The organism is Brachyspira pulli (genome assembly GCF_036997785.1).
Classification (GTDB): domain Bacteria; phylum Spirochaetota; class Brachyspiria; order Brachyspirales; family Brachyspiraceae; genus Brachyspira; species Brachyspira pulli.
In genome coordinates this window covers 32,258-45,842 of record NZ_JAWLQI010000023.1, presented here as the reverse complement: position 1 = coordinate 45,842, position 13,585 = coordinate 32,258, and the positions used below count along the sequence as shown (strand labels likewise).

At 27.1% G+C, this 13,585-nt stretch carries 13 protein-coding genes; 8 read left to right on the top strand and 5 right to left on the bottom strand.

The genetic code is table 11. The features are described from left to right. Positions 1–216: 216 nt before the first annotated feature. Positions 217–606 carry a hypothetical protein gene (locus R4K56_RS06920; RefSeq protein ID WP_335756504.1) on the top strand — a complete coding sequence of 130 codons (390 nt, stop codon included), beginning with the start codon at positions 217–219 and terminating at the stop codon, positions 604–606. 29 nt (positions 607–635) lie between these two features. On the opposite strand, the gene R4K56_RS06915 is transcribed toward R4K56_RS06920, so the two are convergent. Next, positions 636–1,904 (bottom strand): L-cysteine desulfidase family protein, encoded by a 1,269-nt coding sequence (locus tag R4K56_RS06915; RefSeq protein ID WP_335772396.1) that lies wholly within the window; start codon positions 1,902–1,904, stop codon positions 636–638. Positions 1,905–2,141: 237 nt separating this feature from the next. On the opposite strand from R4K56_RS06915, the gene galK reads away from it, so the two are divergent. From galK to R4K56_RS06895, 4 genes are all read left to right on the top strand, one after another. Beyond that, positions 2,142–3,323, top strand: coding sequence for a galactokinase (galK, locus tag R4K56_RS06910; protein ID WP_335772397.1), 1,182 nt, complete (start codon positions 2,142–2,144; stop codon positions 3,321–3,323). Positions 3,324–3,359: 36 nt separating this feature from the next. After that, positions 3,360–4,464 (top strand): peptide chain release factor 2 gene (prfB, locus tag R4K56_RS06905; RefSeq protein WP_297297831.1). Its coding sequence is split into 2 segments (ribosomal slippage): positions 3,360–3,431 and positions 3,433–4,464, totalling 1,104 coding nucleotides; the frame shifts between segments, so codons are not numbered across the junction. A gap of 113 nt (positions 4,465–4,577) precedes the next feature. After that, positions 4,578–5,150 (top strand): hypothetical protein, encoded by a 573-nt coding sequence (locus R4K56_RS06900; RefSeq protein ID WP_335756507.1) that lies wholly within the window; start codon positions 4,578–4,580, stop codon positions 5,148–5,150. Between the two features lie 133 nt (positions 5,151–5,283). Continuing rightward, the gene (locus tag R4K56_RS06895; protein WP_335756508.1) at positions 5,284–5,856 is read left to right on the top strand and encodes a hypothetical protein; all 573 of its coding nucleotides are present in this window, start codon (positions 5,284–5,286) and stop codon (positions 5,854–5,856) included. A 134-nt stretch (positions 5,857–5,990) separates the two neighbouring features. Here the strand turns inward: R4K56_RS06895 and pgsA are convergent, their stop codons facing one another. Genes pgsA through R4K56_RS06875 form a run of 4 tightly spaced genes read right to left on the bottom strand, consistent with a single transcriptional unit; the run spans position 5,991 to position 9,328 of the window. After that, the gene (gene pgsA, locus R4K56_RS06890; RefSeq protein ID WP_297297837.1) at positions 5,991–6,548 is read right to left on the bottom strand and encodes a CDP-diacylglycerol--glycerol-3-phosphate 3-phosphatidyltransferase; all 558 of its coding nucleotides are present in this window, start codon (positions 6,546–6,548) and stop codon (positions 5,991–5,993) included. Positions 6,549–6,578: 30 nt separating this feature from the next. Then, entirely contained in the window at positions 6,579–7,604 is a 1,026-nt protein-coding gene (locus R4K56_RS06885) for a DUF4340 domain-containing protein (protein WP_335772398.1), read from the bottom strand. Positions 7,605–7,645: 41 nt separating this feature from the next. Beyond that, complete coding sequence (locus tag R4K56_RS06880) at positions 7,646–8,380, bottom strand: ABC-2 transporter permease (RefSeq protein WP_297297841.1); 735 nt, start codon at positions 8,378–8,380, stop codon at positions 7,646–7,648. Continuing rightward, entirely contained in the window at positions 8,381–9,328 is a 948-nt protein-coding gene (locus R4K56_RS06875) for an ABC transporter ATP-binding protein (RefSeq protein WP_335756510.1), read from the bottom strand. A gap of 156 nt (positions 9,329–9,484) precedes the next feature. On the opposite strand from R4K56_RS06875, the gene R4K56_RS06870 reads away from it, so the two are divergent. The 3 genes from R4K56_RS06870 to rnc all read left to right on the top strand — a co-directional run bounded on the left by R4K56_RS06870 (position 9,485) and on the right by rnc (position 13,471). Next, positions 9,485–11,161, top strand: coding sequence for an AAA family ATPase (locus tag R4K56_RS06870; protein WP_335772399.1), 1,677 nt, complete (start codon positions 9,485–9,487; stop codon positions 11,159–11,161). An 8-nt stretch (positions 11,162–11,169) separates the two neighbouring features. Continuing rightward, entirely contained in the window at positions 11,170–12,633 is a 1,464-nt protein-coding gene (locus tag R4K56_RS06865; RefSeq protein WP_335772400.1) for a VWA domain-containing protein, read from the top strand. Between the two features lie 103 nt (positions 12,634–12,736). After that, on the top strand, positions 12,737–13,471 hold the full coding sequence (rnc, locus tag R4K56_RS06860; RefSeq protein WP_335756513.1) for a ribonuclease III: 735 nt from the start codon (positions 12,737–12,739) through the stop codon (positions 13,469–13,471). Positions 13,472–13,585: the final 114 nt, after the last annotated feature.

The following is a 13,585-nucleotide window of genomic DNA, read 5'->3' as shown; positions in this document are numbered from 1 at the left end:
ACTATCTTTTTTTTCTGTTGTGTATTATACTGTTTCATAGGTATTCCTTTTGGTTTATTTGTAGTAATTTAAATTATAAGGAATACCTTCTTTTTTTAAACTAAAAGTGTGCAATATCTATGGCTCTTAAACATATGTAAATATATTTTTATATTGATAATTTGAAGAATATAGTTTATATTTTAGTGAATATTTGTTTTTTTATGAGGTATATTTATGTTTGAGCCGTCTTTTTCTATTGATAAAATAAAATTTAAGAATATAGATTTTAAAGGAGTAAATTTAGAAATAGATTTAAAAGTTAAAAATAATTTTTTTCTAAATATTCAATTAAATGATATTTATATTTCTTTATTTAAAAATAGCGTGAGTTCTGGAGATAAAATAGGAGAGGGTAGATTAGAAAAAAGTTATATTTTATCTTCAAATAAAAATCATCATCTAAAATTGAATATAAAAATATACTATTCAGGTCTTATAATTAATGCAATACCAGCTTTGATAAAAAAAGGATTTTTATGTGCATTAGATATTGATGTATACTTTAAAGTACTATTTTTTAAAGGACATAAAAACATTGTAGAAACAAAATTCTTTTCACTATAAAACCTGAATGTATAATCAATATATTATGATTACTTATCTATCATTATATTAAGTATTTCTATATCAGTACCTTTCATACCTTCTTTGGCCATTCTTCCAATACTGTCAATAGTAGCTTCAATATCATCTTTTACAAGACCATCGCCAGATTTAAATACTTTACCATCTTTTGCTAGATTATATGCAAGTATTCCGCAATCAACAGCTTCAGAAATTTTTGATGCACAAGAAGCCTTAGCACCATCACAAACCATACCGCCTATTGTACATAATGCATTAGTTATTGTGTCTGAAATTATTTTATATTCAGCGTTATTAAGATAAGCTATTCCAGAAGCAGCACCAGTAGCAGCACAAACAACTCCGCAGAATGCAGATAATTTTCCTATATGTTTTTTCTGAAGTATAGCTATTAAATTGGATAGAACTAATGCTCTATATAGCTTTTCTTCAGATACTTTCATGTCTTCAGCGTATATAATTACAGGCATAGATACAGTTATACCTTGGTTTCCGCTTCCAGAATTAGTTACTACAGGCATAGGACAACCTCCCATTCTGGCATCAGAACCGGCAGAAGCATAAGCCTTAGCTCTGTTTCTTACATCATTTCCATAATATTTCATCAATGTTTTTCCTACAGAAGAACCGTAGTCATTTTTTAAACCTTCATTTGCTATATTTGAGTTTAATTCTATTTGTCTTTGTATAACTTCTTTTATATCTTCTATATTAACTTCGTTAGCAAAACTTAATATGTCTTTTATATTTAAAGAATCTCTGTCAGCAGAATCTTTTTGACCTGCTGAATTATCAGAGGTGAATAATTCTTTTCCATCTTTTATTATTCTTGTTATATTAGTGTGAGCATTTTTGATTTCAACCAATGCTGATGAATTTTGATATTTAGCTTCTATTATAATATGTAGATTTTCAGAACCTTCTATTAAATCACATTTACAAAAACCTTTGCTTATAAGTTCTTTAGTTTTTTCTATATCTTCTGGTTTAATAGTTGATAATACTTCAAGATTTTTGTTAGGATCTCCTCCGACTAAACCTAAAGTTGCAGCAATATCAATTCCTTTTAATCCTCCGGAATTTGGTACAGTTACACCTTTTACATTCTTAATAATGTTTCCGCTGCATTTAACAGTTATTGAGTCAGGTATATTTCCCATAACTTCTCTAACTTTTGCTCCAGCATAAGCTATTGCTATAGGCTCTGTACAGCCAAGGGCAGGTATTAATTCTTCTTTTAGAATATTTATGTAATTATCATATAATTTTTTATCCATATTATAACACCTCTTTAAAATGATATTCATCACATTAAATATTATATTATTCTTTATTGCCAAAATCAATATTTTTAGTAAATTATTTGTTTTAGTTTTTGAAAAAATTTACGATTTATTAGTCTATACAGTTTATTATATGAATAATCTTATTTTTTTTAGAATAGTTTAGTTTATACTATTGATTTTTTTTCATTTTATGATATTTATAACAGATAATTTTTGAGAGATATAATTATGATACCTAGATTACATTTAAAAATAGTAGCAAGATTTAGAGAAGTTTTTGGACAGAAGGGAGATACAAAATTATACTTTGCTCCTGGAAGAGTTACAATAATAGGAGAGCTTATAGATTATTCAGGCGGAGATACTATAACTTCTGCTATAGACAGAGGTACTTATATAGTAGCTAGAAAAAGACCTGATAATAAAATCAATATATATGCTCATTCTTTTAAAGCTAGAAAGTCATTTACATTGGAAGATTTAGAGAAAAATAAAGAAGATGAATGGGCAATTTATTTCAAAGGCGTTTATTCTGTTCTTTTAGAAAAAGGCTATAAACTTCATGGAATGGATTTGTTTGTTTATACAGATTTGCCTTTTAATACTTCTTTAGCTTCTTCAAGTTCATTATGTGCTTGTTTGACTTATGCTGCTTTAGATATTAACAATATTAAAGATGTAGACCCTATTGAAATGGCAAAATTATCTTATGAAGGTGAGATAAAATATGCTTCTCATAGAACTTCTTTAAGCGACCATGTTACTATATTTATGGCGAAAGAAAATACATTATTTTTATTTAATATGAAAACACTTAAATATGAATACTTTGATTTCAATTTAGGTGATTGCTGTATGGCAGTAGTTAATAGTAATAAAAAGAGAACTTCCAGCGACAGTGAATATAATGCTAGAAAAAGAGAATGCGAAAATGCATTTAAAAAACTTAAAGAAAAGAAACCTAATTTAAAATCTTTATCAGATTTAAAGCCTAAAGATGCAGATTTTATAAAAGAAACTTTACAAAATAAAGAACAAAGACGTGCTTTATATGTTTCAGCAGAACAGGATAGAGTTAATCAAGCTGTAAAAGCTATAAAAAAAGGTTCTGTAAAAGATTTATCTAGTTTGATATTGAAAACCCATGATGGTTTGAGTAAGTTATATGAAGTATCTACTGCTGAATTAGATATTTTAGTTGAAGAATCTACTAATATGGACGGCGTTTTAGGTGCTAGAATGATAGGTACTGGATTTGGCGGCGGAGTATTATTATTCTTAAAGAAAACTGAAGTTGAAAATGTTATAGAAAATCTATATGCTAGTTATAAAGAAAGAACTAGAAGAGATGCAGATGTTTATATATTAAAACCATCTAATGGTACTCGTATATTACCGACTGAAGAATAATTTTTGGAAGTGAATTAAGTAAATTAGGAAAATCTTATGACATTATCTGAGATAAAAAATATAGTATCAAATATTAAGGAACAGTCAGAAATTTTAAGGGGGTATCTTTGACCCTGATTCAATATATAAAAGGGTAAAAGAAATTGATGAAATATCTTCTAAAGATGACTTTTGGAATGATAATATAGCAGCTCAAAAACTTATGAAAGAAAGAATGCTGCTTCTTGATAAAATAGAACCTGTTGAAAATTTGATAAAGAATTCTAATAATATATATGAATTAGTTGAAATGGCTATAGAGTCAAATGATCCGGAAATGGAGAAAGAATTAGAAACAGAATGCTTGGAATTACAGCGTGTTTTTGATGAATTAGAAACAAAAAATCTTTTCTCCGGAGAATTTGACAGTAAGAATGCATATTTAACATTGAATGCAGGTGCAGGCGGTACTGAAAGTTGTGACTGGGCTTCTATGCTTTCAAGAATGTATGTTCGTTTTTGTGAAAGACATGGTTTTACAGTAGAAACTACTGATGAATTGCCTGGTGATGAAGCTGGAATAAAACAAATAAGTTTTTATGTACAAGGGCTTTATGCTTATGGTTATTTGCGTTCAGAAATTGGAGTTCATAGACTTGTTAGAATATCTCCTTTCGATGCCAATGCTAAAAGACATACTTCATTTGTGGCAGTAAGTGTTATGCCTGATATAGATGAAGATATTGAAGTTGAAATCAATCCTGCTGATTTGAGAATAGATACTTATAGGGCTTCTGGAGCAGGCGGACAGCATGTTAATAAAACTTCGTCAGCTATAAGAATAACACATATACCTACAAATATAGTAGTTCAGTGTCAGGCAGAAAGAAGTCAGCATAACAATAAAGATATGGCTATGAAAATGCTTAAGGCTAAACTTTATCAATTAGAAAAAGAGAAATTAGATAAAGAAAAACAGAAAATAGCTGGAGAAAAAACTGACATAGCTTGGGGAAATCAGATTAGAAGTTATGTTTTCCAACCTTATCAGATGGTTAAAGATTTAAGAACCGGTCATGAAACTGGTAATATGAACTCTGTTATGGACGGAAATATAGATGAATTCATTTCTGCTTATCTAAAACAGCAAATAAAAAAGTAAAATATTTCATTATAATTTTTATGTAAATAAAATTTAATAATATTATGTTACTTATTGACATTTTTAGACATAGATTGTATAGTGTAGATATATATAAAAAAATGGAGAATATTATGTTTAAAAAAATTGCAGTTGTAATTGCTATGGTATTAGCTGTAACAGTTGCTATGCCAAAAAAAGCACAAGCTGCTTATTCTGACGGTGCAGCTATAGGTGCTTCATTGTTTTTTGGTTATCCAAACCAAGGTTTAACTTTAGTTGGTCAATTTAAAGGTGTTCCTTTGATGTTTGGAGTTCAAGCTGTAGCAAATCCTTTTGGAAATTACCCTTATTTTGGTATTGGTCTTACTATGGATTGGTGGGGCTTAAAAATACCTTTGGGAAAAGCTGGTGAATCTGATGTACATTTCTACTTAGGACCAGGACTTGCTGCTGATGCTGCTTTCGGATCTAACTATTGGTCTGTTAATGCTGGTTTAAGAATGCCTATAGGTTTTTCATTCTTAATTAAACAAAAATGGGAAATTTTCTTAGAGCCTGCACCTGTTGTTAACGTACTTCATGCAGATGGAAATGGTGTTTCTTTACTTGGTTTATATTTGGGTGATGATGATAGACATGATCGTTGGTATTTTGGTCACTTCTTACATTTGACATTCCAATTCGGATTCAGATATTGGTTCTAATTTTATACAATATTGAAATTAATTGGCCCCGTTTAAAACGGGGCTTTATTTTTTTAAAGATAATTTATTCACTTTTCGATATTATTTTTTATATTTATAAATAGTTTTTAATATCAAATGGGTTTGTTTTATTATGGCTAAAAAGATTATAATTTATACATTGATAATAATGTCATTTACTTCTGTATTTTCATTATCGTCAAAATTATATGCTAATTATCCTGAGGGGAGTGCAGCTGGTTTTTTTCTTAGATTTAGTTTTCCAAGTCAAGTATCTTTAGGTGTTACTGGTAAATTTGATGTTGTTCCGTTTATGTTTAGCGGTATATTTAATGTTGGTATATCAACTAAAGGCTGGTCTTGGATGGGCTTAAGTGTTAGTGCTGATTGGTGGGGATTAAAGTACAGAATAGGAAAGGTTGGCAAATCCGATTCTTGGCTTTATTTTGGGCCCGGTGCTGAGGCTGTAGCTGAGTTTGGAAATAATTATTGGAATTTAGGTTTAGGCTTTAGACTTCCTCTTGGAGTTTCATTTATTGTTGACAGGGATTGGGAAATATTTTTACAGATTGCTCCCGGTCTTAATGTAATAGCAGTCGGTAATGAAGGCTTTGGAACTTTTGGTTGGTATCCTAGTCATACAGGTTGGACTTTCTCTAAATTTTTTAGATTCTCTGGTGATTTCGGATTTAGATATTGGTTCTAATATATTGTTATTATTTACTGTTAGAATTAAAGATTTTATTATATAATAAAAATGGGTATTCAATATTTATGAATACCCATTATTTTTTATATAGATTATTATTTTATTCTATTTATCACTAACAATAATACTAATTATTTTTTATTTGCTTTTCCAGTTATTAAAGGCATATAATCAAAGAATGAATATATAGTTATTATTGTAACTACTAATAAACTGTAATATGTTATTTGTTCATAAGGAAGAACTATATCTGTATGTTTTAATATTTTTAATAGGAATATTATAACTACAGCAGCAGCTCTTGATGCAGTTTTTAATTTACCGCTGAATTTAGCAGCAACAGCAAAACCTCTAAGTCCTCCTAAAATTCTTATAAACATTGAAAACATATCTCTATAAAGTGAAATTATGTACATCCATATAGGCATAGAACCTTCATATAAGAATATTGTAAACATTGTTATATGAAATACTGTATCAGCGAAAGGATCCAGCACTTTACCTAAATCACTTACAAGATTAAATTTCCTTGCCATAGCACCGTCTAAAGCATCTGTTATTTCTAGTATAATAAGAAATATTAATGCCAATACTGCACTTATCATAGAATTATAAAAATATAAAAATATAACAAGCGGTGATAAAACTATTCTGCTAATACTTAGTAAATTAGGTATTTGCTTTTTCATAATTGGCTCCTATATAATATTTATTAAAAATTATTGCCTCATATTTTCATCTAATCTCATGCTTTCTTCTGCCATATCAGCATAAGGATCTTCTGGAGTTGTTTCTTCCTTTTCATCATCTTCAGTTTTGATATAATAGCTTCTGTCACGCATAGCAGCAGCATATACTGAATAATCAACTTCATATATTATTCCGCTTTCTGGTTTTACATATACTCTGTTGTCGTTATTATCATATATTATATCATAACTCTTTTTAGTGTTATCTTCCATATATACTGTTATTTGAGCATCAGGTATTTTGAACATTCTTTCTAAATATCTTATTGTGTTATTATCATATACAAATCCTACAGCTTTTACTAAAGATAATGTTTCAAAATCTCTGTATGCTTTATTTAAATTGATTTCTTCATCTACTCCATCAACAACCCAATTAGTTCTATTTTCTTTTCTTATTGTATTTGTATAATCTCTTATATTACTTTCTGTTTTTACTACAGATTCTATGTATATTTGCTTGTCGAATATTTGTTTATCTCTCAACATATCAATAGTTTTCTTTAAAGCTTCTATATATACGAATTCTATGCTGAAATATTCGTCATTATATTTTACATAGTATCTTTCTTCATCAGGTGTTTTATTTCCTACAAAGATTTTATATTCTTTATCTCCTTCCCATACTGTAAATTCATTGCTTGGATTTTCTAAACCAAATGAATCTATTTCAGCAAGATTTGTTATAATCATGTCTATATTAAGAGTATTAAAGTTTTTTACATTAGCAAAAGCTTCTAATTGGTCTATTTTATAATCATTAGAAGGTGAAGTTACTTTCCAAATATCATTTATTTTTTCAACTATTATTGGTTCTTCAGCATATCTTAATTCATATTTTGTAACATTTGTTTCATTAAGTTCAAAAATTTGTTTTCTAGGTTTATTTGCCTCTACAGTTATACGTTTTTGTCTTGTAGTGTAGAAAGCTACAACGCTTATTACAGCTAATACTACAAGTAAGATTATTATTTTTGTCAGATTTTTATTCTTCATTTTTATATATCCTATTTTTATTTTATTTTCTATATCGTAAATTATTTTCTATTTTCCAGCATAATATTTGCCAAATATATAAATATTACAGTAACAGATAAGAAGTATATAATATCTCTTAAGTCTAGTACGCCTCTTGCTATATTGGCAAAATGATAATCACCGCTTATAACTTCTATAATATTAACAGCAGCTGGGAAAAGCAAAGTTAAATATCTTAAAAACATATTTAATGATATCATAATTGCAAGTCCTACAATTAAAGCCACTATTTGATTTTTAGTTGTAGATGATGCGAATATTCCTATAGCACATAATGCCATAATAAGAAATACGCTTCCAATATACCCAGTAATTACAGGGCCTATATCTAATCTACCCAAAAATGTTAATGTTATAGGGTAGAGTATAGTAGGTATTAATGCAAAAAGCATAAATATTACTGCTGAAAAGAATTTTCCAAGTATAATTTCTAATGGTGAAACTGATTGAGTGCTTATAAGCTCATAAGAACCGCTTGAAAATTCACTTGATAAAAGCCCCATTGTTATAGGAGGTATTATAAGTGAAAGTATTAACGGTAATATGCTGAAAAAGTCCTGCATATCATTTTGCTGAAGTATAAAGAATCTTGAGAAGAAATATACTCCGCTTACTATCAAAAATATTGCTGAAAATATATATGCTATAGGTGAAAAGAATATATGTCTTAATTCTTTCTTTAATATAACATTAGATTTGTTAATTGTTTTATTAATTGAAAATGTATTCTCCACTTATTTATCTCCTTTAGTCAATGTATGGAACACTTCTTCTAAATTCTCTCTTTCTTTCATCATTTCAAATACTATCCAATCAGTACTTTTTATTAATTTGTAAATTTTTTCTCTAGGTTCCTCATCATTTGAATATATCACAATATCTTTTAAATTTTCATTGTTTGCTGCTTTTACATCATAAACATTTTCTATAGTTTTTAATTTTTCTATAATTTTGCTATTATCATCATTTGTTTTTATTGATAATTTTATTCTAGTAGATATTTTATTTTCTTTGCTGTTATTTAGGCTTAAATGTTTAGGATCAGCATCAGCAATAACATTTCCTTGATTTATTATGATAGCTCTTGAACAAGTAGCTTCAACTTCGCTTAATATATGTGTTGATATTAGAACAGTTTTTTCTTTTCCCAATTCTTTTATAAGTTCTCTTATTTCTACTATTTGGTTAGGGTCAAGTCCATTAGTAGGCTCATCTAATATAAGTATTTTAGGGTCATGTATAATGGCTCCGGCAATACCTACACGCTGTTTATAACCTTTTGAAAGCTCTCCTATAGATTTGGATATAACATCTTTAAGATTGCAGGCATCAACAACATAATGAAGCCTGTCATTTAATCTGCTTCTTTCAAGTTCCTGAATTTCTGCCATATAAACAAGATAATCGAATACGCTCATATCATCATAAAGAGGTGCAGATTCAGGTAAGTATCCTATAACTCTTTTTACTTCTCTTTCATTATTTAATATACTTTTTCCATCAATAATTGCATTTCCGCTTGTTGGTGATAGGTAGCAAGTGAGTATTCTTAAAGTAGTAGATTTGCCTGCTCCGTTTGGGCCAAGTATTCCTACGATTTCACCAGCATTTATTTCAAAACTCACACCTTTCAAAGCATGAAAATCGCCGTAATATTTACTTAATTTCTCTACAGATATCATTTTATTCCTTTATCAGTTTAATAATTTATTCTTAATCAAAAAAATCAAAATATATAGGTAGAAAAACATTATAATATATATAAAGTAAAAAAACAATTATTAAGTTGTTAATTAATTTAGTTCAAATTATAATATTAATAAAAAAATTAAGGCATTATGATGGAATTAAATAAAGAAAAATTGACTTATATTATAGATAAACTTTCAGATGGACTTTATGAAAAAGAAGATATTATATCATTTACTTTTTTATGTGCATTAGCTGGAAAATCAGTATTTTTATACGGCCCTCCCGGTACTGCCAAAAGTTTAATAGTAAGAAGAATAGCATCGGCTTTTAAAGACTCTAAATATTTCGGTCAGCTTATGAATAGGTTTACAACTCCTGAAGATGTATTCGGGCCTGTGAGTTTATCAAAACTTAAAGAAGATAAATTTGAAAGACAAACTGAAGGTTATTTACCTAAAGCTGATTTTGTATTTTTAGATGAAATTTGGAAAAGCAGTCCTGCAATATTAAATACATTATTAACTATAATAAATGAGAAGATATACAGAAATGGAAGCATTGAAGAAAAAGTGCCTTTAAAAATATTAGTGGCGGCAAGTAATGAAACTCCTCCAAAAGGTCAAGGTCTTGATGCTATGTATGATAGATTTATAATGCGTTTGTTGGTTAATCCTGCTAAAGATATAGATAATTTTAAATCATTGATAGTTGATAAAGATGTTGATTTTAATGCTGATTTAAACGAAGAAGATAAAATATCAGCTGAAGATTTGGAGAGTTTAAAAAATAATATAGAAGAAGTGGAAGTACCTTCTAACATTATTAATATTATAATTTCAATAAAAAATGAAATAGATGAATATAATAACGGAAATAATGAACCTATTTATATTTCAGATAGAAGATGGAAGAATATTGTTTATATATTAAAGGCTTCTGCATATTTTTCAGACAGAAAAGAAATAGTTCTTTCAGACTGTTTTTTAATTGCTAACTGTATTTGGACATTAGAAGAAAATATTAATGCTGTTAATAGCATAGTAAAAAAATCTATAATGCGTTTTTTGAATGATGATATTGATGAATTTGACTATGGTAAAATATATGATGAGGCAGAAGAACTTAGAACAAATATAGATAAAGATTCTATAAGTGACAGAGATGTGTATGAAAATGAAATTAATATAAATGGTAAAAGGTATTTTTATATAGATGTATTTTATGAATATAAAAATACTTATGGAAATAATAGTATGAGCAATGTGAAATTTTATATTGAAATTGATAAAATAAATAATAATACTCAGTTTAGCCCTTTAATAAATGTATATGATAATGATGCTTTTAATAATGCAAATACTAGAAGCCCAAGATATAACAACTATTATAATAATTATAGTAATTTGAAAAATGCTAATGATTATGTTGTAGCTGATAGTGTATTTTGTTTATTTACAAATTCAAATACTATTCAGATAAAAACTAATAATTATTACAGCCGTTTTGTTAATCAAGATGGAGATGTAGTATCATCATTGAATGTATCTATTCCTTTTAAGTTTAGAAAAGGAGATATAAAACCTATAGAAATAAATAAAAAAGATAGTTATATGCATGTTTGTTCTGATTTGCTAGATACTATAAATAATAAAATAGAGTCTTATGAAAGTAATTTAAAATCTATGATTGAAAAATGTGATTCTGTTTTTATAAATGAAAAATATATACAAAAGTTTATTTATAATAATGATTATTTATCTAGTTTGAAATCTCTTAAAATTAATATTGAGCATTGTATAGATAAATTAAAGAGTAATTATTAAGGTTTTGTATGAATATTGGTAATATTGACAGCCTATTAAAAGAAACTAAATTTATAATAAAAGAAAGATTTTCTCAGTATGATATTTTTATGAGCAATGATGATATGCAAAAAGAAATTACTAAGAAAATAAATGATTTTAATTATAATTTAGAGAAACATTTAAAAGATGATAATCCATTTAAAGATTCATATTCTGTTTATGAAGAAGCTAAAAATAGTTTTATGGAAAATGAAGCCGATAAGGAAGCACTTTTTAAGGATATTGAAAATTATAGATTAATTGCTGGCGATGATAATGCAGAGTTCTTCTATTCAAAAATAAATTCTTTAGAAAAAGATGAATACAATAATGAAATAATAGCCATTAGAAAATCAGTTTTAAATAGTTGGAAAGATGAACTTGATAAACAATATATGAATTGGGTATTAAATGAAATAGAGAAATATAGAAATAAATTTTTTCAAGATATCGAAAAGTTTTTTGATTATTTGAATGATTTGAAGTATATACAAGATGCATTCGGAGAGGATATAGGTTTATTATTTGATTTGGGTATAGGAAAATTATTGAAAAAGGATATTGAATATATAAAAAGACTTTTAAATTTATTAAAAGAAAATTCTGATATAAAAAGATTATGCGATACACTTGGAAGATTTATAAAGTCTGAAGAAATTATAAAAACAGAAAAGATTTTAAGAAAAGAAAGTTTCAGCACAAAAATAAAAGATATTAATTCAGAAGAAGAAATAGTAGGTATAACTTATTCAAAAGATATACATAATATACTTCCTCAGGAAAAACTTCTTTTAGCTGAAGGTGTACTTGAAACTTTATTTGGAATAAAATATTTTGAAAATAGGCTTTTAACTTTTAAGAAGGAAGGATATATTGATTCTTATTATGATATGGATATTGAAGAAGAAATTCAGGTAAAAGAAGAAAATAAGAAAGGGCCTATTATAATATGTGTTGATACAAGCGGTTCTATGAAAGGAGTTCCGGAAACTGTTGCAAAGGCTATTACATTATATTTAGCGTCAAGAGCGATGAAACAAAAAAGAGATTGTTATCTTATAAATTTCAGCACGCAAATAAAAATAATAGATTTAACATATCCTAACACAATAGATAATTTAATTGATTTTTTAAGATTAAGTTTCAATGGAGGTACAAATCCTATACCAGCATTGAGGCATGCTATAAAAACTATGAATAGTGAAAATTATAAAAAATCTGATTTGCTTTTTATATCCGATTTTGTATTTAATGGATTTACTGATGAAGATTATAAATTAGCAGAAAAACAAAAAGAAAATGAAAATAAATTTTATTCTCTTATAATAGGAAATACTAATATGCTTAATACTGAAAAAAGCTTGTTTGATTATAATTGGTATTATGACAGTTCTATATCATCTATTAAAGAAATCACAGAAAATATGTATTCATCTATAATTAATTGCTAATTATTTTATTAAAATGATAAATAAATATAAAAAAATGATATTATTTTCTTGACTGTTATTTTTTTCATTGTATTATAATGCTATCTTTTTAGGTAGTTATAGTATGAATATAGAAGAAATCTTAACTAATTGTCAAGAAACTATAAAGTATGAGTTTAGAAATAAATCTCATCTTTTGGAAGCTATTACTCATAGAACTTATGCTAATGAGTCAAAAAAGAAAATGAAATATAATCAGAGATTGGAATTTCTTGGGGACTCTGTACTTTCTCTTATTATGTCAGATTATTTATTTAGAAAATATAATACAAGTAAAGAAGGATTATTATCAAAAGTAAAATCATCTTTGGTATCTCAAAAGAGTTTAGCAGATATTTCAAAGGAACTTAAACTTGGTAATTTCCTGCTTTTAGGACATGGAGAGGAGGCTTCAGGCGGACGTTATAGAGATAATATGCTTGAAGATTTATTTGAGGCTATAGTTGGAGCTATATATTTAGATTCTGGCATTACTAATGCTACCAGATTTGTTATGATGGCTTATAGAAATAGACTTAATAATTTAGATATTGATAATTTTGATAAAGATTATAAAACTATATTCCAAGAATTGATACAAAAAAAGCATAAAACAAGCCCAATATATAAGTCTTATGAATTTCATGATGAAAATAATCATGAGATGTTTAAAGCTGAACTTTATGTTAATGATAAAAACTTTGCTACAGGTATAGGTAAAAGTAAGAAAGAGGCAGAAACAGAAGCAGCTAAAAAAGCATTGGATAGAATAGAGAAGGCTAGTATAACAATAAAGAAAAATAAAAAAACTAATAAATAATAATTAAAATATTGAAATACTAAAAAATATAAATTTTAGTATTTTTGTTAATGGAAAATAGTAATTAAAGGCTAACATAGCAATAAACAAATAAGCCTAAATAGTTGACAATTT

Bases quoted from the DNA above. Each gene is read 5' to 3' on its own strand.
- galK (WP_335772397.1), top strand. From the start codon at position 2,142: ATGATACCTAGATTACATTTAAAAATAGTAGCAAGATTTAGAGAAGTT.
- R4K56_RS06915 (WP_335772396.1), bottom strand. From the start codon at position 1,904: ATGGATAAAAAATTATATGATAATTACATAAATATTCTAAAAGAAGAA.
- R4K56_RS06875 (WP_335756510.1), bottom strand. From the start codon at position 9,328: ATGATATCTGTAGAGAAATTAAGTAAATATTACGGCGATTTTCATGCT.
- R4K56_RS06920 (WP_335756504.1), top strand. From the start codon at position 217: ATGTTTGAGCCGTCTTTTTCTATTGATAAAATAAAATTTAAGAATATA.
- R4K56_RS06870 (WP_335772399.1), top strand. From the start codon at position 9,485: ATGATGGAATTAAATAAAGAAAAATTGACTTATATTATAGATAAACTT.
- pgsA (WP_297297837.1), bottom strand. From the start codon at position 6,548: ATGAAAAAGCAAATACCTAATTTACTAAGTATTAGCAGAATAGTTTTA.
- R4K56_RS06895 (WP_335756508.1), top strand. From the start codon at position 5,284: ATGGCTAAAAAGATTATAATTTATACATTGATAATAATGTCATTTACT.
- rnc (WP_335756513.1), top strand. From the start codon at position 12,737: ATGAATATAGAAGAAATCTTAACTAATTGTCAAGAAACTATAAAGTAT.
- R4K56_RS06885 (WP_335772398.1), bottom strand. From the start codon at position 7,604: ATGAAGAATAAAAATCTGACAAAAATAATAATCTTACTTGTAGTATTA.
- R4K56_RS06900 (WP_335756507.1), top strand. From the start codon at position 4,578: ATGTTTAAAAAAATTGCAGTTGTAATTGCTATGGTATTAGCTGTAACA.
- R4K56_RS06865 (WP_335772400.1), top strand. From the start codon at position 11,170: ATGAATATTGGTAATATTGACAGCCTATTAAAAGAAACTAAATTTATA.